This window comes from Bacillus sp. FSL K6-6038 (assembly GCF_038050455.1).
Lineage (GTDB): Bacteria > Bacillota > Bacilli > Bacillales > Bacillaceae_G > Bacillus_A > Bacillus_A pseudomycoides.
In genome coordinates this window covers 4,141,265-4,166,198 of sequence record NZ_JBBOUH010000001.1, presented here as the reverse complement: position 1 = coordinate 4,166,198, position 24,934 = coordinate 4,141,265, and the positions used below count along the sequence as shown (strand labels likewise).

The window sequence follows — 24,934 nt, the reverse complement described above, 5'->3', positions numbered from 1 at the left end:
ATTGTGAAATGGTCAGAAATTAGTATTCATACAACAGAGGAAGCAGTAGAAGCTGTTTCTCATATTTTACACGAAGCAGGTGCTAGCGGTGTAGCGATTGAAGACCCGGCAGAGTTAACAAAAGAGCGTGAGCAACAGTATGGTGAAATTTATGCGCTCAATCCATCTGAATATCCAGAAGATGGTGTGTTAATAAAAGCATATTTCCCACAAACGGATTCTTTACATGAAACAGTTGCGAGTGTAAAATCATCTATTGATGTACTTCCATCTTTCGACATCGAAATTGGTACAGGAAATATTTCGATTAATGAAGTCGATGAGGAAGACTGGGCTACTGCTTGGAAAAAATATTATCATCCAGTTCAAATTTCTGATACATTCACAATTGTGCCAACTTGGGAAGAATATATACCTTCTTCTCCAGATGAAAAAATTATTGAATTAGATCCAGGGATGGCATTTGGTACAGGGACACATCCAACAACAACGATGTGTATTCGTGCGTTAGAGAAAACAGTGCAGCCAGGTAATACCGTAATTGATGTTGGAACAGGTTCTGGTGTATTAAGTATTGCTGCAGCAAAATTAGGTGCAGCGTCTGTTCAAGCGTATGATTTAGATCCAGTTGCAGTTGAAAGTGCGGAGATGAATGTTCGTTTAAATAAAACGGACGGTATCGTATCTGTCGGACAAAATAGTTTATTAGAAGGTATTGAAGGACCAGTAGATTTGATTGTAGCAAATTTACTTGCAGAAATTATTCTTCTATTCCCTGAAGACGCAGCGAGAGTTGTAAAACAGGGTGGACTATTTATTACATCTGGTATTATTGGAGCAAAAGAAAAAGTAATCTCTGAGGCGTTAGAAAAAGCTGGATTTACAATTGAAGAAGTGTTAAGAATGGAAGATTGGGTAGCAATCATTGCACGAAATGCGTAATATATAATTTATGTTAATAATGAACGAAAGAGTCTCTCGCTATATGAAGTGAGAGACTTGCCGTTTGTTATATTAAAATGATAACGTTTCGTTCTTTTCGTAAGGGAGGACTTACGAAAGGAACGAAACTTTACTAAGGTGATGAGATGCAACGTTATTTTGTAGAAGAGAAGTATGTAAATGATGCAAGTATTCGTATTGTAGGTGATGATGTACATCATATCGCAAGAGTGATGCGCATGTCAGTTGGTGATCACATTTATTGCTGTGTAAACGGTAAAACAGCAATGTGTACAATTGCTGAAATTACCAGTGAATTTGTGGATAGTGCTATTGTAGAATGGGTAGAGGCGTCAAGTGAACTGCCAGTGTTCGTGACGATTGCAAGTGGACTGCCAAAAGGAGACAAGCTAGAGTTAATTTTTCAAAAAGGAACTGAGCTTGGGGCGGCCGCATTTTTACCATTTCAAGCATCTCGTTCTATTGTAAAATGGGATGCAAAAAAAGCAGATAAAAAAGTTGAGCGCTTGAAAAAAATTGTGAAAGAAGCTGCAGAGCAATCGCATAGAAGTGAAATTCCAGCTGTACATGCTCCGGCATCATTTAAACAATTGCTTGCGATGAGCAGTGATTATGATGTTTGTCTTGTTGCGTATGAAGAGGAAGCAAAGCAAGGCGAAAAAGCTAATTTTGCGAAGGCTTTAACGGCACTTGAACGTGGTCAAAAACTGTTGGTTGTATTTGGCCCAGAAGGTGGTTTATCTGAGGAAGAAATTTCTGCGCTTCGTGAACATAAATTTATACCATGTAGTTTAGGGCCGAGGATTTTACGAACAGAAACGGCGCCGCTTTATGCGTTAAGTGCCGCTTCTTATCATTTTGAATTGATGGGGTGATGATCAATGGCAACTGTTGCGTTTCACACGTTAGGTTGTAAAGTAAACCACTATGAAACAGAAGCAATTTGGCAATTGTTTAAACAAGGTGGTTATGAAAGAACTGAATATGAAAAGAAAGCTGATGTGTATGTAATCAATACATGTACAGTAACAAATACTGGAGACAAAAAAAGCCGTCAAGTTATTCGACGTGCTGTACGTCAAAATCCAGACGCTGTTATTTGTGTAACAGGATGTTACGCACAAACATCTCCAGCGGAAATTATGGCGATTCCAGGCGTAGATATCGTTGTTGGTACGCAAGATCGTGAGAAAATGCTAGGGTATATTGAAGAGTTCCGTAAAGAACGTCAACCAATCAATGCTGTCCGTAACATTATGAAAACACGTGTATATGAAGAGCTTGATGTACCGTATTTCACTGACCGTACACGTGCATCTTTAAAAATACAAGAAGGTTGTAATAATTTCTGTACGTTCTGTATTATTCCTTGGGCACGTGGTTTAATGCGTTCTCGTGATGGAAAAGAAGTTATTCACCAAGCGCAGCAATTAGTGGATGCAGGTTATAAAGAAATCGTCTTAACTGGTATTCACACAGGTGGATATGGGGAAGACATGAAAAACTACAATTTAGCTGGATTGCTTCGCGATATGGAAGCAGAGGTAAATGGCTTGAAACGTCTTCGTATTTCTTCAATTGAAGCGAGTCAAATTTCAGATGAAGTAATTGAAGTATTAGATAAATCTGAAGTAGTTGTCCGTCATTTGCACATTCCACTACAATCAGGTTCTAACACTGTATTAAAACGTATGCGCCGTAAGTATACGATGGAATTTTTCCAAGAGCGTTTAGATCGCTTGAAAGAAGCGTTACCAGGCCTTGCGATTACATCCGATGTAATTGTGGGCTTCCCTGGTGAAACGGAAGAAGAATTTATGGAAACATACAATTTCATTAAAGAAAACCGTTTCTCTGAATTGCACGTGTTCCCTTATTCAAAACGTACAGGAACACCTGCGGCTCGTATGGATGACCAAATTCCTGAAGAAGTAAAAAATGATCGTGTTCATCGTTTAATTGAATTATCGAATCAGTTAGCGAAAGAATACGCATCTCAATTTGAAGGTGAAGTTCTTGAGATTATTCCAGAAGAGCCTTTCAAAGACGGCGATCGTGAAGGATTATATGTAGGTTATACAGATAACTATTTAAAAGTTGTGTTTGAAGGATCTGAAGAATTAATCGGCAAACTAGTAAAAGTGAAAATTACAAAAGCTGGTTACCCATATAACGAAGCGCAATTTGTTCGTGTTCTTGAAGATGATGTGAAAAAAGAATCAGCAAGTGCGTAAGAGAAAAGCATGCAAACGAAAAGGGTTTGCATGCTTTTTTCTTTGCTGGAGAAGTTAAGATATGAAGTTGTAATATTTCATGCTATAATGCTAACCGTTATGGTTGTCAGACAACCGTGTAGTGAAGAAAGGGGCATATGAAAAATGAACTATGCAAAGTTAATTGACCACACATTATTAAAACCGGATACAAAAAAAGCAGCGATCGTTACATTATGTGAGGAAGCAAAGAAACATGACTTCGCGTCTGTATGTGTAAACCCTACTTGGGTTGAAACTGCAGCAGAATTATTAAAAGGTACAGATGTAAAAGTTTGTACAGTAATCGGTTTCCCTCTTGGAGCAAATACACCAGAAACAAAAGCGTTTGAAACGCAAGATGCAATTGCAAAAGGTGCAACAGAAGTTGATATGGTAATTAATATTGGTGCATTAAAAGATAAAAATGATGAATTAGTAGAGCGCGACGTTCGTGCGGTTGTAGAAGCTGCAAAAGGAAAAGCGCTTGTGAAAATTATTATTGAAACATGCTTATTAACAGAAGAAGAAAAAGTTCGTGCTTGTGAATTATCTGTAAAAGCAGGTGTAGATTTTGTAAAAACATCGACTGGCTTCTCAACGGGCGGGGCAACAGTAGAAGATGTAGCACTAATGAGAAAAACAGTTGGGCCAGAAATCGGTGTGAAAGCTTCTGGTGGTGTTCGTAACGGAGAAGATATGGACGCGATGGTAGAAGCGGGAGCAACACGTATTGGTACAAGTGCTGGTGTTGCACTAGTAAGTGGGAAAACAGCAACAACGGATTATTAATTTAAAAGCGGAGCCGACTGTTTAGTCCTATCTGATAAGCTTGTTATCTTCTTGTATGGAAGGTAAAAGAAACGAATCCATCTAGCTATTATAGCTAGATGGATTGAATTGTTCAAAAAATAAAATATTCATTAGCTGTAATGTATGATTTGAACAAATTTAGATAGAAGAAGGGCATCTACTCTTCTTTTATTCTGTCAAATAGTTGACCTGAAGTAACAAAATGTATTATAATCGTAAAAGACATGCTGAAGAAGTGTTTCTTTTTGCATGCTGAAGTTAGTATGTAAGTGTGATGTTTCGGAGGGAGGGAAAGAGAATGTCAAAAACAGTCGTTCGTAAAAACGAGTCTTTGGAGGATGCACTTCGCCGTTTTAAAAGATCGGTTTCTAAAACTGGTACACTTGCTGAAGCAAGAAAGCGCGAGTTTTATGAAAAACCAAGTGTAAAACGTAAGAAGAAGTCTGAAGCGGCAAGAAAGCGTAAATTCTAAGAGAGGGTGTAAGTTATGAGTCTTCTCGGTCGTTTAAACGATGATATGAAACAAGCGATGAAGAATAAACAAAAAGAAAAATTAACCGTTATTCGTATGGTTAAGGCTGCTTTGCAAAATGAAGGAATTAAACTGCAACATACTCTTACTGAAGAAGAGGAATTAACAGTTTTAACTCGTGAAGTAAAACAGCATAAGGACTCCCTCCTTGAATTTAAAAAAGCGGGTCGTGATGACCTTGTTGATAAACTGCAAAATGAAATTCAGATTTTAAATACGTATTTACCTGAACAACTAACAGAAGAAGAGCTAGTGAATGTAGTTAAGCAAGTTATTTCTGAAGTTGGTGCTGCTTCTAAGGCAGATATGGGTAAAGTGATGAGTGCTGTTATGCCGAAAGTAAAAGGTAAAGCAGACGGATCACAAGTGAATAAGCTGGTTGCACAGCTATTAGCATAAAAAAGCGTCTCATGAGAAATGAGACGTTTTTTTATGCTTTTTTCTTTTTGGACGTGATATTACAAGCTCTTTTTTCATACATATGGGATGAGAGGGGGGTCTTGGAGATGAAGAAATTAGTGCAAATGAAAAATTGGCTAACAAAGCAAATAGACCTACCAGTGGATGTACTAATGGATCTACCTCGTATTACCCTTGTCGGGCAAGTACATATTTATATAGAAAATCATCGAGGGTTATTAGTATTTACAGATAAAGAAGTGCGGTTGTTATTAAAACATGGTCAACTATTAATAAAAGGGCAATCGTTTGTTATTAAAACAATTCTTCCAGAAGAGCTTTTGCTTGAAGGGATTATTGAACAAGTAACGTTTTTAGAAAATGAGAAGAAAGATAAATTATAATGAAACTTCCATTAGTGAAGTTTTTCTTCTTATTTCGTTTCGTACGAGCTATTTGAATGTTAAAAGCTGAAGAAAGCACTACGAAAATAGTGGCGTAACATTTGTGCTTTTGAGAAAGGTAGTGGGACGGACGATGAAAAATCAATGGTTCACACGATGGCTTGGGTATGTGAAGGTTCGAATTGAAGGTAGAGGAGCGGAGCGTTTTATTAATGAATGTGTGCGCAGAAATTTAGTCGTATGGGATGTAAAGAAGATTGCAGAAGATACATTAGTATTTTGTATGTTGCTTCGTGATGTGAAGCGACTGAGACCGATCTATCGAAAAAATGAATGTAAGCTATACTTTATTGGACGTTTCGGTTTTCCGTTTTGGAATAAGCGTTTGCTTAAGAATAGTGGTTTTTTAATCGGTTTTCTTATCTTTTTTTTCGGTATGATTGCTTTATCAAATATGGTCTGGAAAATCGAGATTACAGGGGCAAAACCGGAAACGGAATATATTCTTATAAAAGAATTGGATAAAATGGGCATTAAAAAAGGAAGACTGCAATTTCAAATGCCGAATGTAGAAGATGTTCAGCGTCATTTGACAGATAATATTAATGCGATTACATGGGCTGGCCTAGAGATAAAGGGGACAACATATCATTTTAAAATTGTTGAAAAAAATGAGCCGGAGAAGGAGAAAGAGCAAAAACCACAAAATTTAGTTGCCAAAAAAGAGGCAATCATTACAAAAACATTTGTGGAAACTGGAAAACCAGTTGTAATGAAAAATGATTATGTGCAAAAGGGACAACTTCTTGTGTCAGGGATGTTTGGAAAAGAGGATAATCCAACGATTGTTTCTGCTAAAGGAATTGTATATGGAGAAACGTGGTATGAATCTGAAGTGACAGTTCCTTTAAAAACAACATTTCAAGTGTATACAGGAAATTCATATAATGAGCATTATCTTCGTCTTGGAAGTGTTAAAATAAAAATATGGGGATTTCAGCATGATAAGTATAAGCGGTCTCGTACTGAAAATGTCAAACATGATGTGAAACTGTTTGGTTTTATATTGCCTATTTCCTATGAAAGGGAAATTGTGCGTGAAGAGGAAGAAGCGAATCGTGAATATACAGAAAAACAAGCAATGCGAGTAGCGAAAGAAATGGCTGAAAAAGAACTAAAGAAAAAATTGGATGAACATGCTATGATTGTAAGTGATAAGATTTTGCACAACGAGGTTGAGGCGAATCATCTAAGAGTAACATTACATTATACAGTGATTGAAAATATTGCAGAGCCACAACCAATATCTGAATCCGATATTCAAGGAGACTGAGTAATGGCAGAACAATTAATAGAAATGAATCAACAAGTGGAAAATCCTAATGAAGCAATTGCTCTATTTGGAGTGAATGATGCACATTTAAAAGTAATTGAACGAGAACTTGCCGTATCTATCGTAACGCGAGGTGAATCTGTTCGTGTATCTGGAACAGATGAAACCGTGGCGCTTGTTGAAAAAATTTTACAGCAATTACTTGCTGTTATTCGTAAAGGTGTATCAATCTCGGAACGAGATGTTGCATATGCAATTCAGCTTGGCCGTCAAGGGAAAATAACTCATTTTGAAGAGCTATATGAAGAGGAGATCTTTAAAACAGCAAAAGGTAAATCCATCCGTGTGAAAACAATGGGGCAAAGACAGTACATTCATGCGATGAAGAAGAATGATATTGTATTTGGAATAGGGCCTGCTGGTACAGGGAAGACATATTTAGCTGTGGTAATGGCTGTACGAGCATTAAAGCAAGGGTATGTAAAAAAGATTATTTTAACAAGACCAGCTGTAGAAGCAGGGGAAAGCTTAGGTTTTTTACCAGGTGATTTAAAAGAAAAGGTAGACCCTTATTTACGTCCTTTATACGATGCGCTTCATGATATTCTTGGGCAAGAATATACACAGCGTATGCTAGAGAGAGGAACGATTGAAATTGCACCTCTTGCATATATGAGGGGACGTACGCTGGATGATTCTTTCGTTATTTTAGATGAAGCTCAAAATACAACTGGTGCTCAAATTAAAATGTTTTTAACTCGCCTAGGTTTTAGTTCGAAAATGGTTGTTACTGGCGATCCGTCGCAGGTTGATTTACCGAAGGGGATAAAGTCGGGACTTTCAATTGCTGCGAATGTTCTATCAGGTGTATCAGGGATTTCATTTGTTAAATTAGAGCAATCGGACGTTGTAAGACATCCCCTTGTGCAGCGGATTATCGAGGCATATGATAAAATGGAATGATCCTATTTGTAAGGATCATTTCTTTTTGTATGATAGAGATAGATGAAAGGGTTGGCGAATAGCCTATTTTTTACTATCATTAAAGGATGGACAAGTAGATTCATTTACTTGCGAATGTGCAGTGCAATGTAGAAGCCTGCTTATAAAAAGCCCGATTGGTGAGGGTTAATCATTAGTGGGGATAAAAAACTCCCGTTGATTAAAGATTCACTTTATGTCTGGAGAGGAGAAGGTATTGAAATCATGTCAAGATCTCAAGAAATTTCTAGGTGGTTTCGTAACATACAACATTCGAAAAAATTAAGCTGGATTTCTTATATTTTATTAGGAGCGGTACTGTTTTTTGCACTCATGAACAATGTGAAACCAGAGCAACTAGATGTTAAAATGCTATCTATTTCGAAACAAACAATCCACTCTCCTATCAAAATCGAAGATAAAGTAACGACGGATAGAAAGAAGAGAGAAGCTGCTCAAAAGGTAGAGGACCAATATACATATCGAAGTGAATACAAGCAAAATAAAGTAGATATTGTAAACTCTGTCTTTTTAGCGATAGAAGAAGTGGAAGCTGACACGAAGGCTGCTGGTCCTGATGAACAGAAAAGGATTTCTGCTGCAGAACGATTGGAGAAATTAAAGAAGAAATTGCCTACAGATTTAACAAAAAGTTTATCTGATTCTGTGTTGTTACAGTTTGTAAATGCTGGACCAGATCAATTGTCATTAGCAAGAGATGCTATGGTAACAGCGATTAATAATATTATGAGTACTCACATTAAAATGAATGAAGAAAATGATGCGAGAGAACGATTTGTCAATGAAATACGCAATGTTAATGTGAATAGCGATTTAAAAGACGCACTTAACGTACTTGGGAAATATGCAATTGAAGCAAATTATTTCTATGATTCAACTGCTACAAAAGACCGGAAAAAAGTAGCGGAAGATGCAGTTGCGCCAGTTTATATTCTTCAAGGGCAAATTCTTGTGAAGGAAGGCGACACGATTACAAGAGAAGTATACGATCAATTGAAATTAGTTGGGCTTCTTGAACAAGGAAATACATTTCAGCCATTTGTAGGATTAGCAATCATTATTGGTGTACTCCTATTCTTTATGCATAAGCAATTTGAATCGTTTTTAAAATTGAAAAGAGAAGAAAAACCATATATTTTAGCTTATACAACAATTGTAGCGATTACAGTCGTTTTGATGAAAATCATTAGTTTGTTTCAAAAGTTGGAATATGCCGGTATCGCATATGTTGTTCCGGTCGCGATGGGAACAATACTAGTAAAATTAATGATTGGTGATCGTTTTGTTTTTATAACAAGTATGATCTTCTCTGTATGTGGGAGTATTATGTTTAATGAAGGTGTAACGAGTACACTGAATTATAGTGTAGGTATTTATGTTTTATTAAGCTCGTTATCGGTTAGTATCTTTTTGAGAGAGAAAAATCGACGTTCGATGATCTTACAAGCGGGCATCCTTGTTTCTGTTCTAAATGTAGTTGTATTAGCTGCGCTATTACTTTTGCGTAATGGAAACTTCTCGCCGCTTGAAATTGGTTCACAATTATTAATGGCTGCTGCTTCTGGTATCATCTCATCCATTTTAGCTATGGGGATTTTACCGTATTTAGAAAGTGGTCTTGGAATTGTATCAAGTATGAAGCTTATGGAGCTTTCAAGCCCGAATCATCCGCTCCTTCGTAAAATTTTACTAGAAGCACCGGGAACATATCATCATAGCGTTATGGTTGCTAACCTTTCTGAGGCAGCTTGTGAGGCTGTTGGAGCAAATGGAGTTTTAGCACGTGTTGGTGCGTATTATCACGATATTGGGAAAACAGTGCAGCCTCATTTCTTTATAGAAAACCAAATGGGGATTGAAAACCCGCATGATAAATTAGATCCTGAAATGAGCAGAGATATTATTATTGCTCATGTGACAAATGGAGTGAAAATGTTAGAAGAACACCATATTCCGCAAGAAATTATTGATATTGCAGGACAGCATCATGGAACGACATTACTTAAATATTTTTACTATAAAGCGATTAAAGAAGATAAAGAGAGATATACAGAAAAAATGTTCCGTTATCCAGGATCAAAAGCGACGTCAAAAGAGTCTGCAATTGTTGGGATTGCGGATAGCGTCGAAGCAGCAGTGCGTTCTATGAACCATCCGACACCAGAACAAATTAATAATTTAGTACAAAGTATTATAAAAGATCGTTTGCAGGATGGACAATTTAGTGAATGTAATTTGACATTTAAAGAATTACAAATTGTTGGGAAAACTTTATGTGAAACGTTAAATGGTATTTTTCATTCTCGTATTAAATATCCGGAACCGCCGGAAGAAAAGGGGACAGAATGAGTTTATTAATAGATTTTTTTGATGAAACAGAAGAAGTGAAAGAAGAATATGTGAATATGATTTGCGATTTGCTAGAGCAAGCTGCACGAATGGAGAACGTAGAAGATGGAACAGAGCTTTCTGTTACATTTGTTGATAATGAACGTATTCAAGAAATTAATCGTGATTATCGCGACAAAGATCAACCGACAGACGTTATTTCTTTTGCAATGGAGGATATGGGAGAAGGAGAGATGGAGATCGTTGGCGCGGAAATGCCGCGTATGCTAGGAGATCTTATTATTTCTATTCCAAGAGCGAAAGAACAGGCTGAAGAATATGGGCATTCCTTTGATCGTGAATTAGGATTTTTAGCGTTGCATGGATTCTTGCATTTACTTGGTTATGATCATATGACAGATGAAGACGAAAAAGAAATGTTTGGAAAGCAAAAAGAAATTTTAGAGGCGTTCGGATTAGGTAGATGAAAAAAGGAAAACTTATAAATAGTTTTGGATATGCTATAGCTGGTATATACTTTTGTCTTCGTCACGAACGAAATATGAAAATTCATTTTTTGGCCGCAGTTATTGTTATATGCTGCGGCTTTTATTTCCGTGTAACGAGAACGGAATGGCTCATATTACTCATTACAATTGGAATTGTCATGGGTTTGGAAATGGTCAATACGGCAGTTGAAAAAACAGTTGATTTAGTCACAGCGGATTTTAAACCATTTGCGAAAATTGCAAAGGATGTTGCTGCTGGTGCAGTGCTATTATTTACTGTTATAGCTGTTATAATTGGTGCTATTATCTTTTTACCTTATATGGTATAGTTGCATTCCAAAGCTTTTGTTATGCTTTGGTAGCGTTAAGAACGCCGTTAATGAAAGTTTCATTTTATCTTTTCACAATTGTGAATGGAAAGGATGCGAGAGCATGAACAGCAAAGAATTAATTCAAGAAGCAATCGAAGCGCGTAAACAAGCGTATGTACCATATTCTAAGTTTCAAGTAGGTGCAGCATTATTAACGGAAGATGGAAAAGTATACCGAGGATGTAATGTTGAAAATGCATCATATGGATTATGTAATTGTGCAGAAAGAACAGCTTTATTCAAAGCAGTTTCTGAAGGAGATAAAGCATTTGTAGCCATTGCGGTAGTAGCGGATACGAAGCGTCCAGTACCTCCTTGTGGAGCGTGCCGTCAAGTTATGATAGAATTATGTAAACAGGATACGAAAGTATACTTATCAAATTTACATGGTGACGTTCAGGAGACAACAGTTGGAGAATTGTTACCAGGAGCATTTTTAGCGGAGGATTTACATGAATAGAAAAGGTTATAAATCAGGTTTTGTCTCTATAATTGGAAGACCGAATGTTGGAAAGTCTACATTTTTAAATCGAATTATCGGTCAAAAAATTGCAATTATGAGCGACAAACCACAAACAACTCGTAATAAAATTCAAGGTGTATACACAGAAAATGATTCACAAGTTATCTTTATTGATACGCCAGGAATACATAAGCCGAAGCATAAATTAGGCGATTTTATGGTGAAAATGGCACAAACGACATTAAAAGAAGTTGACATTGTATTATTTATGGTCAATGCTGCTGAAGGTTTTGGTCGTGGTGAAGAGTTTATTATCGAAAAATTACAAGAAACAAAGCAACCGGTATTTCTAGTAATCAATAAAATTGACCAAGTTCATCCGGAACAATTGCTGGAATTAATTGATCAATATCGTAAGTTACATGAATTTGCAGAAATTGTTCCGATTTCTGCATTGGATGGTAATAATGTTGAGGCGTTAATCGGTGCGATTAAAAAATATTTACCTGAAGGACCACAATACTATCCAGACAACCAAGTAACGGATCATCCAGAGCGATTTATTATTGCTGAGCTTATTCGTGAAAAGGTACTTCATTTAACACGTGAGGAAGTACCACATTCGGTAGCGGTTGTGATTGATGCGATTCAAAAGCGTGAAGGTGGAGCGGTCTATGTGAATGCGACAATTATTGTAGAGCGTCCATCGCAAAAAGGAATTATTATCGGAAAACAAGGGAAGATGCTGAAAGAAGTTGGAAAGCGAGCTCGCTTTGATATTGAAGCACTTCTTGGTTCAAAAGTATTCTTAGAAGTGTGGGTGAAAGTACAAAAAGATTGGCGTAATAAAATGTCACAACTTCGCGATCTTGGTTTCCGTGAAGATGAGTATTAATAGAAATTAGGAAAATTTTTCTCACATGAAAATGGACAAAATGGGTCATTTTAATAACAACAAAAGAAATTGGTTTATATGCTACGCTTACTGAGAAAGGTGGATTCTTATGCTAGATTTTACCTGGAAGTTTTTCTCCAAAACAGGAAGCATTGAAACGTATTTGCTTTTGAAGGAAATGGAAAAAGACGTAAACGATGAGATGGATCAACATGAAGAGGAGCTAGCGCATCTAGATTCTCCAATTTCTTGACCCGTTTTGTTCAAACCTTGGATGGTGACAAACATGTTTCAAAAAGTTGAGGGAATTGTCATCCGGACAACAGATTACGGAGAAACGAATAAAATTGTTACGATATTCTCCCGTGAGCTTGGAAAGGTAAGTGCAATGGCAAGAGGGGCGAAAAAACCGAAAAGTAGGTTAGCATCTATTTCGCAACTTATGATGCACGGTCACTTTCTGATTCAAATGGGGTCTGGACTTGGGACTTTGCAACAAGGTGAAATAATTTCATCTATGAAAGAAATTCGTGAAGATATATTTTTAACTGCTTATGCATCATTTATCGTGGAATTGACCGATAAAGCAACTGAAGATAAGAAACATAATCCGTATTTATTTGAAATGTTACATCAAACGTTGCACTATATGTGTGAGGGTGTTGATGCTGAAGTATTGTCTTTAATTTATCAAACGAAAATGCTCCCAGTACTAGGGATGCATCCATACTTTGATACATGTGCAATTTGTCACCAAGAAGCAGATTTTGTCGCCTTCTCTGTCCGAGAAGGCGGTTTTCTGTGCTCGCGTCATGCGCAGCAAGATCCATACCGTATTCCGGTGGGAGAGGCTGTTCATAAATTGCTACGTCTCTTTTATCATTTTGATTTAGCTCGCCTTGGTAATGTATCTGTTAAGGATGGAACGAAGCGGCAAATACGTACAGTATTAAATACATATTATGATGAATATTGCGGAATCTATTTGAAATCAAGGCGTTTTCTTGAACAACTTGATAAATTTCAAATATAATGAGGACCATATATAGGTCCTTTTTACATACTTTCTTTTTCAAAAAGCATATTTAGTATATAATATTTAAGAGATAGTATAACTTTTTTCGTTTTGCATTGAAGGTGGTGATTATCATAGAACTGAATAAACGGCAAGAACATATCATTCAGATTGTAAAAGATCACGGTCCTATTACAGGGGAATCAATTGCGGCACAATTAAATTTAACACGTGCAACATTAAGACCTGACTTAGCGATTTTAACGATGGCAGGTTATTTAGAAGCACGTCCACGTGTCGGTTATTTTTATACAGGGAAAACTGGGGGACAGTTATTATCAGAAGCTGTTAAGAAAGTTAAGGTACAAGATTATCAATCTAGACCGGTTGTAATTGATAAAAATATTTCCGTATACGATGCGATTTGTACCATGTTTTTAGAAGATGTTGGTACTTTATTTGTTGTAGATCAAGCGACGCTTCTAGTTGGGGTAGTTTCTCGTAAAGATTTATTACGTGCAAGCTTAGGAAAGCAGGATTTAACATCGCTTCCGGTTAATATTATCATGACAAGGATGCCAAACATCGCAATGTGCCGTAGAGAGGATTCTCTATATGATGTTGCGATGGAATTAATAGAAAGACAGATTGATGCTGTACCAGTGGTAAAAGACACGAAACAAGGGTTAGAAGTTGTTGGTCGAATTACAAAAACAAATATTACGCGTGCGTTTGTAAATTTAGTAAACAATGAATAAGTGTAATTTGTTTAAAGTGAGGTAATGTAATGGATAATAAAATCGTATATGTCGTATCTGACTCTGTTGGAGAGACGGCTGATTTAGTTGTTCGAGCTGCAATGGGACAGTTTCCATTTGCTCCTGATATTAGACGTGTACCGTATGTGGAAGATACAGGGACATTAAAAGAGGTAATTTCAATTGCGAAAAGTAATCGAGCGCTTATTTGCTTTACGTTAGTAAAACCAGAAATGCGTCAGTATTTGTTAGCAGAAGCGGCAAAAGAGGGTGTAGAGGCATATGACATTATCGGGCCTCTTATCGATCAAATCGAAGAGATTACAGGACAAGTTCCAAGGTATGAACCTGGTGTTGTTCGTAGATTAGATGAAGAATATTTTAAAAAGATTGAAGCAATTGAGTTTGCTGTTAAATATGATGATGGTAGAGATGCACGTGGGATTTTAAAAGCTGATATCGTTTTAATTGGGATATCACGTACATCAAAGACGCCACTTTCACAATATTTAGCTCATAATAAACGATTGAAGGTTGCGAACGTACCACTTGTACCAGAAGTGGATCCGCCTGAAGAATTATATCAAGTTGCAAAAGAGAAATGTTTCGGTTTGAAAATTACACCGGATAAGTTAAATCACATTCGAAAAGAACGATTAAAATCACTTGGGTTAAGTGATGGAGCAACATATGCGAACATCAATCGTATTAAAGAAGAAATTGATCATTTTGAGAAGGTAGTAAGTAAAATAAACTGTCAAGTTATTGATGTGTCAAATAAGGCAATTGAGGAAACAGCGAATATTATTGTGAATGCAGTGCAAAACCAAAAAATGTTTTAGCACATTTACCAAGGGTGAATGTGCTTTTTTCGCTCAAGATAAAGAAAAACTTTAATCAGTGGAGTTCTTCATCCTTTACTATTTGGGCTTTTACGGGTAGGTTGTCCCCCGCTTAACCTTTTACTTTAATCTGAATTTTGAAATGGGAGTATTACTGCCCGTGAATAGCCGGATAAAATTTTAAAGGATATGTAGCGAAGTTAGAGAAAATATATTATAATAAAAAATTGTGATAAAAAGGTACATTTTACGTTTAGACTTTAATTTTTCAGAATAAACTAGGGATAGGATTTACGGAAAAGGTATGCATTTACGTAAAATCGACAAAAATCTAGACAAGAAAACGCACATTATGGAAGGATTCACAGAAGGGATGTAGAATACAGAAATATGCAAAACATCAGTAAGATTCTAGTTGATGCAGATGCATGTCCTGTGAAGGATGAAATTGCGCAATCTGGAATAAAATTCCATGTCGAAATTTTGTTTGTCGCATCCTACGCCCATCGTTCGAGAAAACAGCAAGGGAATTGGATATATGTGGATTCTGAGCAAGATGAGGTGGATTTTTATATCTATAAACACGCCAAGGCTTCAGATCTCGTAATTACACAGGATATGGGACTTGCTGGTCTTCTTGTAAAAAAGGGAGTATATGTATTATCTCCACGAGGTACATTTGTGACTGATGAGCAAATGGATACAATTTTATATAGTAGGTATGTATCTGCGAAGTTACGCAGACAAGGGACCTACACAAAAGGTCCAAAAGCATTTTCAACCCATGATCGACAATGCTTTTTAATAAATTTAGAAAAAATATTGTCGAATTATAAAGGAATCCTTTAATTTGTATCGAATACAAAATACGACACGGAGATGGAGTTATGGGGAACAGAATTCCCGAAGAAGTTGTTGAACAGATTCGGACATCATCTGATATTGTAGAAGTGATTGGTGAGTATGTTCAGCTCAGAAAGCAAGGGCGCAATTATTTTGGGCTTTGTCCATTCCACGGTGAGAATTCACCTTCATTTTCTGTTTCATTAGACAAGCAAATTTTTCATTGCTTCGGATGTGGAGAGGGAGGAAATGTTTTTTCATTTCTCATGAAGATGGAAGGGCTCTCTTTCATAGAAGCTGTGCAAAAGCTAGGAGAAAGAAATAATATTTCGGTTGTAGATTATACATCAGGACAAGATCAACAAGAGAACATATCTGATGACAGTGTCATTATGTTACAGGCTCACGAACTTTTGAAAAAATACTATCACCATCTTTTAGTAAATACTGAAGAGGGAAATGTAGCTCTTTCTTATTTACTAAATCGAGGTATTACAAAAGAGATGATTGCAAAGTTTGAAATTGGTTATGCATCTCCAGGTTGGGATGCAGCAGCAAAAATATTACAAAAAAGAGGTTTTTCGTTATCGACCATGGAGCAAGCTGGCTTGCTTGTGCGGAGTGAAAGGGATGGCAGTCACCATGACCGTTTTCGCGGAAGGGTTATGTTTCCCATTCACACACTACAAGGAAAAGTCGCAGCGTTTAGTGGAAGGGCGTTGGGGGATGATACTCCGAAATACTTAAACAGCCCAGAAACACCTATTTTTTACAAAAGCAAATTGCTGTATAACTTCCATCAAGCAAGACCGTTTATCAGAAAACGAGGGCAAGTTGTTCTATTTGAAGGATATGCTGATGTATTAGCTGCTGTAAAAAGCGGGATTGAAGAATCAGTTGCGACGATGGGAACAGCTTTAACAGAAGAACAGGCAAAACTTCTGCGGCGTAATGTTGAAACTGTTGTTCTTTGCTATGATGGTGATAAAGCAGGACGAGAAGCGACGATGAAAGCAGGACAATTGTTATCGCAAGTTGGTTGTCATGTGAAGGTTACTTCATTGCCAGATAAGCTTGATCCTGATGAATATGTGCAACAATATGGAACAGCGGCGTTTGAAAATCTTGTAAAGGCTAGTATAAGTTTTGTTGGATTCAAAATAAATTACTTGCGTTTAGGGAAAAATTTGCAAGATGAGTCTGGTAAAGAAGAATATGTGAAAAGTGTTTTAAAAGAGCTAGCATTATTGCAAGATGCAATGCAAGCGGAGTCGTATTTAAAATCATTATCGCAAGAATTTTCTTACTCAATGGAAACACTTTTAGGTCAATTGCACCAATATCGCAAAGAACAAAAGATACAGCAAAAACAAACGAAACAAATTTCTAAGCCGCCTCAAATTGTTCAGGCAAAACCGAAATTTTCAGGTTTTGAAAGGGCAGAAAGAGAGCTCATTTACCATATGTTACAAAGTGCCGAAGTTGCTTTCCGTATTGAACCTCATATAGAAGATTTTCATACGGAAGAACATAAAGGGATTTTATATGAACTATATGCATATTATGAAAAGGGAAATGAACCTTCAGTCGGGAATTTCTTGAGCTGGCTCTCTGATGAGAAATTGAAAAATATTATCACAAATATTTCAACGGATGAATTCATTAATCCAGAATACAGTGATGAAATATTGCAAGGTCACTTAGAGGCGCTAAGCCGCCACAAGCAAAAGCTTAAAAAGATGGAAACCATTTTTGCATTAAAGCAAATGGAAAAAACAGATCCAGTAGAAGCTGCAAAATTTTATGTAGCATATTTACAAAATCAGAAAGCAAGAAGATAGCTTTTTGTATAAAATTTTATTATAATGAATGTTTGTATCTCGCGTAAGGAGGGGAACAGATGGCTGATAAACCAGCTCGTTCTAAACAAATTGAAACTGATATGACTCTTGAGCAAGTGAAAGAACAACTCACTGAGCTTGGAAAAAAACGTGGCGTTCTTACATATGAAGAGATTGCAGAACGCATGAATGGATTTGAAATTGAATCTGATCAAATGGATGAATATTATGAATATTTAGGTGAACAAGGGATTGATTTAGTTGGCGACAACGATGAAGGTCCGAATAATCACCAAATCACAAAGACAGAAGAAGAATTCGATTTAAATGATTTAAGTGTGCCACCAGGTGTGAAAATCAATGACCCTGTTCGCATGTATTTAAAAGAAATCGGCCGTGTGGATCTACTATCTGCTGAAGAAGAAATTCGACTTGCAACCCGCATTGAAGAAGGTGATGAAGAAGCGAAGCGCCGTCTTGCGGAAGCGAATTTACGTCTTGTTGTAAGTATTGCAAAACGATATGTAGGCCGTGGTATGCTCTTCTTAGACTTAATCCAAGAAGGAAACATGGGTTTAATTAAAGCTGTTGAAAAGTTCGATTATCGTAAAGGTTTTAAATTCAGTACGTATGCAACTTGGTGGATTCGTCAAGCGATTACACGTGCCATTGCAGACCAAGCGAGAACAATTCGTATTCCCGTTCATATGGTTGAAACAATTAATAAATTAATTCGTGTACAGCGTCAATTATTACAAGATTTAGGACGTGAACCATCTCCAGAAGAAATTGGAGAAGAAATGGATCTTGCTCCAGAAAAAGTACGCGAAATCTTAAAGATTGCACAGGAGCCAGTTTCTCTTGAAACACCAATTGGTGAAGAGGATGACTCACATTTAGGCGATTTTATTGAAGACCAAGAAGCAACATCACCTGCGGACCATGCAGCGTATGAATTGCTAAAAGAACAATTAGAAGATGTGTTAGATACACTAACAGATCGTGAAGAAAATGTTCTACGTCTTCGTTTCGGTTTAGATGATGGACGAACTCGTACGCTTGAAGAAGTTGGGAAAGTATTCGGCGTAACGAGAGAGCGTATTCGTCAAATTGAAGCAAAAGCGCTTCGTAAATTAAGACATCCAAGCCGTAGCAAACGTTTAAAAGATTTCTTAGAATAGGGTTCTTTTTAAGTTTACTTCACATTTGTGAAGTAAACTTTTTTATTTTGTTAATTTTTGTTAAAATTTAGCTGTCAGTAACGATTACAATTCTTGTAATTTATTTTACAGAATTGTCTTTTGATTTGCAAATGCTCATTTTTCGATTTTTCGATTAATTTCGTTTATTCTATACAAAAATATATGTAGAAAAACAAAAAATATGATGAGAAGCGTTGATATTTATCAAAATAATATGGGATAAAAGGAAGAGAAACAATAAACTGAATTTATGGAATATTTTTAACAACTGATAGTTTTGTCTTTTCTGATAGAACGTTTTCAAGTACAATAGAAGTGACTGAATCATCTAACTATTCGGGGGTGTAGAGGGGGGAGAAGAGATATGAAACGTAATCCGTTGATTCCATTCGCTCTTATTGCAGCACTGGGCATTATCATTATGTTTGTATTTTCATTTCAGGGGTTACATAAATCTAAAGAGCTTGCTGATGCAAAAAATGGTGGGAAACCTGCACAAACGGCATCGAAACCAGAAGATATTGTGAAACAAAGTTGTACGAGCTGTCATGGTGATCAGTTGCAAGGTGCAGTAGGGCCTAACTTACAAAAAGTTGGTGGGAAACTTTCCAAAGATGAAATTAAGGAAGTGCTTACAAAAGGGAAAGGAAATATGCCAGCGAATATAATCCCAGCAGATCAGGCTTCTAAAGTAGCTGATTGGTTATCAAAGAAAAAATAAAGTGAACCTTTAATCCGTGAGAATTGTATGATTCGCATGTAGTGGAATACGACCGATAAAACAAGTTCTTTGCTTATAGCAGGGAGCTTGTTTTTTCTTTCAATCTAAAATACGATGAAATAAATGAATTGTTTTGTTTCTTTACTTGCAACAACTACTGTAAATTCATTATCATGGAGACAGACTGACAAGAGAAGGAGTAATGGAAATAAATGAATGAAGTGAAGCTTTCAAAAAGATTAGAAGAAGTAGTGCGGGAGATTCCAGTAGGATCTACAGTTGCAGATATTGGTTCCGACCATGCGTATTTACCGTGCTATACAATCATAAATAATATTGCTACGAAGGCAGTAGCGGGAGAAGTGGTAGATGGGCCATTCCGTTCTGCACAGGCTACAGTAGCTGAGAGTGGCCTACAAGAAAAGGTAGATGTTCGTAAAGGAAATGGCTTAGCTGTTATTACACCAGGAGAAGTCGATGTTATTACAATTGCTGGTATGGGTGGAGCGCTAATTCGTGATATTTTAGAGAATGGAAAAGAAAAGCTAAACGGTGTAATACGTTTAATTTTACAGCCTAATATTGCTGCACATCATATTCGTGAATGGTTTATTGAAAATGGTTGGGAGCTTATTCATGAAAAAATTATAAAAGAAGACGGAAAGATTTATGAGATTTTAGTTGGGGAAAAAGGAGAACCGCTAACTCCTTATCATGAAAACAAACAAACAGAGTTATTTATTGGACCATTTTTGATGAAGGAAAAAAGTGATGCGTTTGTAGAGAAATGGGAAAATGAACTGAAAAACTTTCAAAATATCCTGAAGCAAATAGAGCGTGCGACAGAATCAGAAGATACAAAGGCAAAACGAATTGAAGTAGTCGAGAAAATGAAAATGATAGAGGAGGTTTTATCATGAGTAAAATTCCAAATGGGCATGAAGTGATTTCTTTATTTGAAAGTATGTATCCGAAGCATTTAGCGATGGAAGGCGATAAAATTGGTTTGCAGATTGGTGCACTCAATAAGCCAGTCCAGCATGTATTGATTGCACTAGATGTTACAGAAGCGGTTGTAGAAGAAGCGATTCAAATAGGTGCGAATGTAATTATTGCCCATCACCCGCTTATTTTTAATCCGCTAAAAGCAATCCATACAGATAAGGCGTATGGTCGAATTATTGAAACGTGTATCAAAAACGATATCGCTGTTTATGCAGCGCATACAAATGTCGATGTAGCAAAAGGCGGAGTGAACGACTTGCTTGCTGAGGCGCTGGGATTACAAAATACAGAAGTGCTTGTTCCGACATACTCGGAAGAAATGAAAAAGATTGTTGTATGTGTGCCTGCAACGCATGCTGAAGAAGTTCGCAAAGCTCTTGGGGATGCTGGCGCTGGTTATATCGGCAACTATAGCCATTGTACGTTTAATAGTGAAGGAATAGGTACATTTATGCCTGGGGAGGGGACAAACCCTTATATAGGCGAAACTGGGCAGTTAGAGCGTGTAGAAGAGGTAAAGATTGAAACGATTATCCCAGCCCCACTAGAGCGAAAAGTAGTAAAAGCAATGTTAACAGCACATCCATATGAAGAAGTTGCCTACGATGTATACCCCCTTGATAATAAGGGAGAAACGTTAGGACTTGGTAAAATTGGATATTTGCAAGAAGAAATGACATTAGGCCAGTTTGCTGAACATGTGAAATCGGCATTAGATGTAAAAGGTGCGCGAGTTGTTGGGAATTTAGACGATAAAGTGCGGAAAGTAGCAGTGCTTGGCGGTGATGGGAATAAATATATTACGCAAGCGAAATTTAAAGGGGCAGATGTGTATGTGACGGGCGATATGTATTATCATGTTGCACATGATGCGATGATGCTCGGATTAAATATTGTGGATCCAGGACATAATGTTGAAAAAGTAATGAAACAAGGTGTGCAAAAGCAATTACAGCAAAAAGTAGATGAGAAAAAATTTGCTGTGCAAATTCATGCTTCTCAGTTACATACAGATCCGTTTACTTTTGTATAAGCTCTAAAAAGAAAAATTATAAATCTTTCTTTTTAGATGGAAGAGAGCATCCGGCTATGCATAGAAGTGGTCAGAGCCTTTTTTTGCCCCATGCCAAGTGAAAACAAAGAGAAAAAAGAATATAGGTAATTTTTTTGTTCTTCGTAGTAGCGACTTATATGTGAAAAAATCAAAATAGATTTATATTGAATAAAAAAATCCGCTGCTAGTGAGTTAGCAACGGATTTTTTTTATTGTTGTTTTTTTACTTTTACACGTGGCAAGATTTTTTGAAGTGGTACGTTTCGTTTACGTTCCCAAGTTGCTGGGTTCATTGGGTCGTACTGTTCTAAAAAGGCGATTACTTCTTTTGTAATTGGCGTTGGTGTAGAGGCCCCTGCGGTAACAGCGACATTTTCGATCCCTTGCAGCCACTCTAATTGGATTTCGCTTACATCTGCAACGCGGTATGCTTTTGTACCAGCAATCTCTTGTGATACTTGGGCTAAACGGTTTGAGTTATTACTTTTTGGATCACCGACAACAATCGTTAAATCAGCCACATCTGCTTGCTTAGCAACTGCTTCTTGACGTACTTGTGTTGCTAAACAAATTTCTTTGTGAAATTCAGCTGTTGGGAATTTTTTCTGAATGTCTTCCATCAGGTGCTGAACGTCCCATTGACTCATTGTTGTTTGATTTGTTACTAAAATTTTCTCTGTTGGGATTTCTAGTGTCTCCAAATCATTTGCCTTTTCAATAAGATGAACGATGTCAGGTGCAATACCAACGGCACCTTCTGGTTCTGGATGTCCCTTTTTACCAATGTAAATCACATGGTATCCTTCCGATTTTTTTGTTTCGATAAGGTCGTGTGTTTTCGTAACATCTGGACATGTTGCATCGATTGTCGTTAACCCTTTTTCTTTTGCACGTTGTTTAACTTCTGGAGAAACACCGTGTGCTGTGAAAATAACAGTACCAGAATCAATTTTGTCTAAAATCTCTAATCGACTTGGACCATCTAATGTAATAATGCCATCTTCTTCGAAAGCGTCGGTTACATGTTTATTGTGAACAATCATACCTAAAATATAAATCGGTCTCGGTAATGTTTTATCTAGTGCAGCATTGCGTGCAATGACCATTGCATCAACAACACCGTAGCAATAACCACGAGGGGAAATTTTAACAATTTTCATGTGAGTAATCCTCTCCTTCTAAACAAGGAATCCTTTTTGTACATAGTCTTTTCCATTATAAAGGAGGAGCGGACAGAAAACAAAGGATTGTTAGACATATAGTTTCGGTTTTGGTGCCATACGCGGGATATTCTCCTCTTTCGGTAAGGCTCTTTCAATAACTGGTTCTAAAATTATTTTCTTCTTTTTTTTCTTTTTTGAAGGTGGTGGAGGTGTAGTAATTACTTCCACCTCTTCTGCTGATTCTTCAGCAGCACCTTTTCCAGAAGTGAGAATTTTTACGATGCTTGGTATGCTACGCACAATGGGTCCATACTGCTCGACGACAGGTCCAACAGATTGAGCGACTTGAGCAACTTTTTCAATGTTATTTAACATACCTGTTGGATTGGAGATTAAGTTGGAAAAAAAGCTGCCAATGCCACCGCTAGCGCTAGGTATAATCGGTGCTGAGCCACGGATTTCATTCGGATTGTTCATTTGAGGTGGCATCATTTGTTGTGACTGCTGCATATAGGGCTGCTGATGTTGATGCATCATCGGTTGCCCCTCCATTTGTCGATAGGGAGGAACCATTTGCATAAAGGGCTGAGTCGGATCGTGTTTTTTGAATAGCTTCGAGAGAAATCCTTTCTTTTTTTGCATCATAGGAGGTAAATTAGGTATAGGATACGGGGTGTACGGTTGCTGTCCTGTATACATTTGTCCCATAGGAGAGTTCGGATACATAAGAGAACTCCTCCTTTCTTCAGTTAGGTATATACACATACAATATGCAATGAAAAGAAAGAAGGTTAGTTTTTGGAGTGAAAACCTAAACTAAAGATGGATTTTACTATTAGATTTCGATATAATGTAGACTTGACTGATTTGTGCGCGCAGTAGAAATTTTAGAAAGAAGGTGTAACTTATGACACTACAAACATTTACACAATATAATTTTCAACCGTTTTTAATAGATGCAGTTCGTGAACTACGCTTTTCAGAGCCGACAGAAATTCAAAAGAAAATTTTTCCTGTTGTGAAAAAAGGTGTGAGTGTAATTGGACAGTCCCAAACGGGTTCTGGTAAAACACACGCATATTTACTTCCAACATTAAACCGAATTGATGCGAAACGAGAAGAGGTCCAACTTGTCATTACAGCGCCTACTCGTGAGTTAGCACAACAAATTTATCAAGAGATTGTAAAGTTAACAAAGTTTTGTGAAGAAGATCAAATGATTACAGCACGCTGCTTAATCGGAGGAACAGATAAGCAAAGATCCATTGAAAAATTGAAAAAACAACCTCATGTTGTTATTGGGACACCCGGGCGTATTAAAGATCTAGTAGAAGAAAAAGCGCTATTCGTTCATAAAGCTACTACGATTATTGTTGATGAAGCAGACTTGATGCTTGATATGGGATTCATTCAAGATGTAGATAAAATTGCAGCGCGTATGCCTAAAAACTTGCAAATGCTTGTTTTCTCTGCAACGATTCCTCAAAAATTAAAACCGTTTATGAAGAAGTATATGGAGAATCCAGAGCATATTCATATTAATCCAAAACAAGTTGCAGCAGGGAATATTGAGCATTATTTAGTTCCTTCTAGGCATCGTAATAAAATTGAATTAGTGAAAAATATGTTACTTCAATTTAAGCCGTATTTAGCAATCGTTTTTACAAATACAAAGAAAAAAGCGGATGAAGTTGCGGACGGATTAGCAGAGCGTGGATTAAAAGTAGGAAGAATTCATGGTGATTTATCACCACGTGATCGTAAAAAAATGATGAAACAAGTTCGTGACTTAGAGTTTCAATACATTGTCGCTACAGATTTAGCCGCACGTGGTATTGATATTGAAGGGATTAGCCATGTTATTAACTATGAACTTCCATCTGATTTAGATTTCTTTGTTCACCGCGTAGGAAGAACAGCTCGTGCTGGATATTCAGGAATTGCAGTGACGATTTATGATCCAGCAAATGAAGAAGCGTTAGATAGCTTAGAAAAACAACGTAATATCATATTTAACCATGTAGACTTACGTGGAGATGAATGGGCTGATTTAGGTGACCGCCGTCGTCGTAAAAGTCGTAAAAAGCCAAATGATGAACTTGATATTATGGCAACGAAAGTTGTTAAGAAGCCGAAAAAAGTAAAACCTAATTATAAGAGAAAACTGGCAACAGAACGTGCAAAAGTGAAGAATAAATACAGTAATAAAAAAAGATAAGGGGAGAT

At 37.0% G+C, this 24,934-nt stretch carries 27 protein-coding genes; 25 read left to right on the top strand and 2 right to left on the bottom strand.

Annotated elements, in window-relative coordinates:
• The first annotated feature begins 3 nt into the window (after positions 1 to 3).
• From prmA to NSQ40_RS21860, 24 genes are all read left to right on the top strand, one after another.
• Entirely contained in the window at positions 4 to 942 is a 939-nt protein-coding gene (gene prmA / locus NSQ40_RS21975; protein ID WP_003200631.1) for a 50S ribosomal protein L11 methyltransferase, read from the top strand.
• Positions 943 to 1,088: 146 nt separating this feature from the next.
• Entirely contained in the window at positions 1,089 to 1,838 is a 750-nt protein-coding gene (locus NSQ40_RS21970; protein WP_003208529.1) for a 16S rRNA (uracil(1498)-N(3))-methyltransferase, read from the top strand.
• A gap of 6 nt (positions 1,839 to 1,844) precedes the next feature.
• Positions 1,845 to 3,197, top strand: a complete 1,353-nt coding sequence (mtaB, locus tag NSQ40_RS21965) for a tRNA (N(6)-L-threonylcarbamoyladenosine(37)-C(2))-methylthiotransferase MtaB (protein WP_003200635.1) — start codon at positions 1,845 to 1,847, stop codon at positions 3,195 to 3,197.
• Positions 3,198 to 3,341: 144 nt separating this feature from the next.
• Complete coding sequence (deoC, locus tag NSQ40_RS21960) at positions 3,342 to 4,007, top strand: deoxyribose-phosphate aldolase (RefSeq protein WP_016116369.1); 666 nt, start codon at positions 3,342 to 3,344, stop codon at positions 4,005 to 4,007.
• A gap of 319 nt (positions 4,008 to 4,326) precedes the next feature.
• Entirely contained in the window at positions 4,327 to 4,500 is a 174-nt protein-coding gene (gene rpsU, locus NSQ40_RS21955) for a 30S ribosomal protein S21 (RefSeq protein WP_000048061.1), read from the top strand.
• 15 nt (positions 4,501 to 4,515) lie between these two features.
• A complete protein-coding gene (locus tag NSQ40_RS21950; RefSeq protein WP_003200639.1) occupies positions 4,516 to 4,959 on the top strand; it encodes a GatB/YqeY domain-containing protein in 444 nt (147 codons plus the stop codon).
• Positions 4,960 to 5,066: 107 nt separating this feature from the next.
• Positions 5,067 to 5,363: a sporulation protein YqfC gene (yqfC, locus tag NSQ40_RS21945; protein WP_003200641.1), complete on the top strand. Its 297-nt coding sequence runs from the start codon at positions 5,067 to 5,069 to the stop codon at positions 5,361 to 5,363.
• Positions 5,364 to 5,496: 133 nt separating this feature from the next.
• Positions 5,497 to 6,696, top strand: coding sequence for a sporulation protein YqfD (yqfD, locus tag NSQ40_RS21940; RefSeq protein WP_018782549.1), 1,200 nt, complete (start codon positions 5,497 to 5,499; stop codon positions 6,694 to 6,696).
• A gap of 3 nt (positions 6,697 to 6,699) precedes the next feature.
• Positions 6,700 to 7,659, top strand: coding sequence for a PhoH family protein (locus NSQ40_RS21935; protein WP_003200645.1), 960 nt, complete (start codon positions 6,700 to 6,702; stop codon positions 7,657 to 7,659).
• A 243-nt stretch (positions 7,660 to 7,902) separates the two neighbouring features.
• Positions 7,903 to 10,047, top strand: a complete 2,145-nt coding sequence (locus NSQ40_RS21930) for an HD family phosphohydrolase (protein ID WP_026008575.1) — start codon at positions 7,903 to 7,905, stop codon at positions 10,045 to 10,047.
• Positions 10,044 to 10,514 (top strand): rRNA maturation RNase YbeY, encoded by a 471-nt coding sequence (gene ybeY / locus NSQ40_RS21925; RefSeq protein ID WP_018765846.1) that lies wholly within the window; start codon positions 10,044 to 10,046, stop codon positions 10,512 to 10,514. Before NSQ40_RS21930 ends, ybeY begins: the two co-directional genes overlap by 4 nt.
• The gene (locus tag NSQ40_RS21920; RefSeq protein ID WP_016132046.1) at positions 10,511 to 10,864 is read left to right on the top strand and encodes a diacylglycerol kinase family protein; all 354 of its coding nucleotides are present in this window, start codon (positions 10,511 to 10,513) and stop codon (positions 10,862 to 10,864) included. The genes ybeY and NSQ40_RS21920 overlap by 4 nt, the downstream gene beginning before the upstream one ends.
• A 103-nt stretch (positions 10,865 to 10,967) precedes the next feature.
• Positions 10,968 to 11,366 carry a cytidine deaminase gene (locus NSQ40_RS21915; protein ID WP_003200655.1) on the top strand — a complete coding sequence of 133 codons (399 nt, stop codon included), beginning with the start codon at positions 10,968 to 10,970 and terminating at the stop codon, positions 11,364 to 11,366.
• Positions 11,359 to 12,264 (top strand): GTPase Era, encoded by a 906-nt coding sequence (gene era / locus NSQ40_RS21910; protein ID WP_018765845.1) that lies wholly within the window; start codon positions 11,359 to 11,361, stop codon positions 12,262 to 12,264. The genes NSQ40_RS21915 and era overlap by 8 nt, the downstream gene beginning before the upstream one ends.
• Before the next feature lie 109 nt (positions 12,265 to 12,373).
• On the top strand, positions 12,374 to 12,517 hold the full coding sequence (locus tag NSQ40_RS21905; protein WP_000883924.1) for a YqzL family protein: 144 nt from the start codon (positions 12,374 to 12,376) through the stop codon (positions 12,515 to 12,517).
• Positions 12,518 to 12,550: 33 nt separating this feature from the next.
• Positions 12,551 to 13,297, top strand: a complete 747-nt coding sequence (gene recO / locus NSQ40_RS21900; RefSeq protein ID WP_016116361.1) for a DNA repair protein RecO — start codon at positions 12,551 to 12,553, stop codon at positions 13,295 to 13,297.
• Between the two features lie 107 nt (positions 13,298 to 13,404).
• Positions 13,405 to 14,037 (top strand): helix-turn-helix transcriptional regulator, encoded by a 633-nt coding sequence (locus tag NSQ40_RS21895; protein ID WP_026008574.1) that lies wholly within the window; start codon positions 13,405 to 13,407, stop codon positions 14,035 to 14,037.
• A 29-nt stretch (positions 14,038 to 14,066) separates the two neighbouring features.
• Positions 14,067 to 14,879, top strand: a complete 813-nt coding sequence (locus NSQ40_RS21890) for a pyruvate, water dikinase regulatory protein (RefSeq protein WP_003200663.1) — start codon at positions 14,067 to 14,069, stop codon at positions 14,877 to 14,879.
• A 390-nt stretch (positions 14,880 to 15,269) separates the two neighbouring features.
• A complete protein-coding gene (locus NSQ40_RS21885; protein WP_258248290.1) occupies positions 15,270 to 15,728 on the top strand; it encodes a YaiI/YqxD family protein in 459 nt (152 codons plus the stop codon).
• Between the two features lie 38 nt (positions 15,729 to 15,766).
• Positions 15,767 to 17,563 carry a DNA primase gene (gene dnaG / locus NSQ40_RS21880; protein WP_003200667.1) on the top strand — a complete coding sequence of 599 codons (1,797 nt, stop codon included), beginning with the start codon at positions 15,767 to 15,769 and terminating at the stop codon, positions 17,561 to 17,563.
• A 59-nt stretch (positions 17,564 to 17,622) separates the two neighbouring features.
• On the top strand, positions 17,623 to 18,744 hold the full coding sequence (gene rpoD / locus NSQ40_RS21875) for an RNA polymerase sigma factor RpoD (RefSeq protein ID WP_003200669.1): 1,122 nt from the start codon (positions 17,623 to 17,625) through the stop codon (positions 18,742 to 18,744).
• Between the two features lie 385 nt (positions 18,745 to 19,129).
• Entirely contained in the window at positions 19,130 to 19,486 is a 357-nt protein-coding gene (gene cccA, locus NSQ40_RS21870; RefSeq protein WP_003200671.1) for a cytochrome c550, read from the top strand.
• 212 nt (positions 19,487 to 19,698) lie between these two features.
• Entirely contained in the window at positions 19,699 to 20,406 is a 708-nt protein-coding gene (locus NSQ40_RS21865) for a tRNA (adenine(22)-N(1))-methyltransferase (protein ID WP_003200673.1), read from the top strand.
• Positions 20,403 to 21,524 carry a Nif3-like dinuclear metal center hexameric protein gene (locus NSQ40_RS21860; protein WP_033796422.1) on the top strand — a complete coding sequence of 374 codons (1,122 nt, stop codon included), beginning with the start codon at positions 20,403 to 20,405 and terminating at the stop codon, positions 21,522 to 21,524. Before NSQ40_RS21865 ends, NSQ40_RS21860 begins: the two co-directional genes overlap by 4 nt.
• Before the next feature lie 230 nt (positions 21,525 to 21,754).
• Here NSQ40_RS21860 and NSQ40_RS21855 read toward each other — a convergent pair whose 3' ends face one another.
• Both NSQ40_RS21855 and vrrA read right to left on the bottom strand, forming a co-directional pair.
• A complete protein-coding gene (locus NSQ40_RS21855; RefSeq protein WP_003200678.1) occupies positions 21,755 to 22,705 on the bottom strand; it encodes a 4-hydroxy-3-methylbut-2-enyl diphosphate reductase in 951 nt (316 codons plus the stop codon).
• Between the two features lie 90 nt (positions 22,706 to 22,795).
• Positions 22,796 to 23,434, bottom strand: coding sequence for a VrrA/YqfQ family protein (gene vrrA / locus NSQ40_RS21850; protein WP_033796421.1), 639 nt, complete (start codon positions 23,432 to 23,434; stop codon positions 22,796 to 22,798).
• A 181-nt stretch (positions 23,435 to 23,615) separates the two neighbouring features.
• Between vrrA and NSQ40_RS21845 the strand changes: the two genes are divergently transcribed.
• Entirely contained in the window at positions 23,616 to 24,926 is a 1,311-nt protein-coding gene (locus NSQ40_RS21845) for a DEAD/DEAH box helicase (protein ID WP_003208521.1), read from the top strand.
• The last annotated feature ends 8 nt before the right edge of the window (positions 24,927 to 24,934 follow it).

Excerpts from the sequence above, each read along its gene's own strand:
- dnaG (WP_003200667.1), top strand. The coding sequence starts at position 15,767 with ATGGGGAACAGAATTCCCGAAGAAGTTGTTGAACAGATTCGGACATCA.
- NSQ40_RS21905 (WP_000883924.1), top strand. The coding sequence starts at position 12,374 with ATGCTAGATTTTACCTGGAAGTTTTTCTCCAAAACAGGAAGCATTGAA.
- NSQ40_RS21890 (WP_003200663.1), top strand. The coding sequence starts at position 14,067 with ATGGATAATAAAATCGTATATGTCGTATCTGACTCTGTTGGAGAGACG.
- NSQ40_RS21845 (WP_003208521.1), top strand. The coding sequence starts at position 23,616 with ATGACACTACAAACATTTACACAATATAATTTTCAACCGTTTTTAATA.
- deoC (WP_016116369.1), top strand. The coding sequence starts at position 3,342 with ATGAACTATGCAAAGTTAATTGACCACACATTATTAAAACCGGATACA.
- NSQ40_RS21855 (WP_003200678.1), bottom strand. The coding sequence starts at position 22,705 with ATGAAAATTGTTAAAATTTCCCCTCGTGGTTATTGCTACGGTGTTGTT.
- rpsU (WP_000048061.1), top strand. The coding sequence starts at position 4,327 with ATGTCAAAAACAGTCGTTCGTAAAAACGAGTCTTTGGAGGATGCACTT.
- yqfC (WP_003200641.1), top strand. The coding sequence starts at position 5,067 with ATGAAGAAATTAGTGCAAATGAAAAATTGGCTAACAAAGCAAATAGAC.
- NSQ40_RS21935 (WP_003200645.1), top strand. The coding sequence starts at position 6,700 with ATGGCAGAACAATTAATAGAAATGAATCAACAAGTGGAAAATCCTAAT.
- NSQ40_RS21920 (WP_016132046.1), top strand. The coding sequence starts at position 10,511 with ATGAAAAAAGGAAAACTTATAAATAGTTTTGGATATGCTATAGCTGGT.
- vrrA (WP_033796421.1), bottom strand. The coding sequence starts at position 23,434 with ATGTATCCGAACTCTCCTATGGGACAAATGTATACAGGACAGCAACCG.
- NSQ40_RS21930 (WP_026008575.1), top strand. The coding sequence starts at position 7,903 with ATGTCAAGATCTCAAGAAATTTCTAGGTGGTTTCGTAACATACAACAT.
- ybeY (WP_018765846.1), top strand. The coding sequence starts at position 10,044 with ATGAGTTTATTAATAGATTTTTTTGATGAAACAGAAGAAGTGAAAGAA.
- era (WP_018765845.1), top strand. The coding sequence starts at position 11,359 with ATGAATAGAAAAGGTTATAAATCAGGTTTTGTCTCTATAATTGGAAGA.
- NSQ40_RS21860 (WP_033796422.1), top strand. The coding sequence starts at position 20,403 with ATGAGTAAAATTCCAAATGGGCATGAAGTGATTTCTTTATTTGAAAGT.
- cccA (WP_003200671.1), top strand. The coding sequence starts at position 19,130 with ATGAAACGTAATCCGTTGATTCCATTCGCTCTTATTGCAGCACTGGGC.
- NSQ40_RS21970 (WP_003208529.1), top strand. The coding sequence starts at position 1,089 with ATGCAACGTTATTTTGTAGAAGAGAAGTATGTAAATGATGCAAGTATT.
- NSQ40_RS21885 (WP_258248290.1), top strand. The coding sequence starts at position 15,270 with ATGCAAAACATCAGTAAGATTCTAGTTGATGCAGATGCATGTCCTGTG.
- mtaB (WP_003200635.1), top strand. The coding sequence starts at position 1,845 with ATGGCAACTGTTGCGTTTCACACGTTAGGTTGTAAAGTAAACCACTAT.
- recO (WP_016116361.1), top strand. The coding sequence starts at position 12,551 with ATGTTTCAAAAAGTTGAGGGAATTGTCATCCGGACAACAGATTACGGA.
- NSQ40_RS21865 (WP_003200673.1), top strand. The coding sequence starts at position 19,699 with ATGAATGAAGTGAAGCTTTCAAAAAGATTAGAAGAAGTAGTGCGGGAG.
- NSQ40_RS21915 (WP_003200655.1), top strand. The coding sequence starts at position 10,968 with ATGAACAGCAAAGAATTAATTCAAGAAGCAATCGAAGCGCGTAAACAA.
- yqfD (WP_018782549.1), top strand. The coding sequence starts at position 5,497 with ATGAAAAATCAATGGTTCACACGATGGCTTGGGTATGTGAAGGTTCGA.
- rpoD (WP_003200669.1), top strand. The coding sequence starts at position 17,623 with ATGGCTGATAAACCAGCTCGTTCTAAACAAATTGAAACTGATATGACT.
- NSQ40_RS21950 (WP_003200639.1), top strand. The coding sequence starts at position 4,516 with ATGAGTCTTCTCGGTCGTTTAAACGATGATATGAAACAAGCGATGAAG.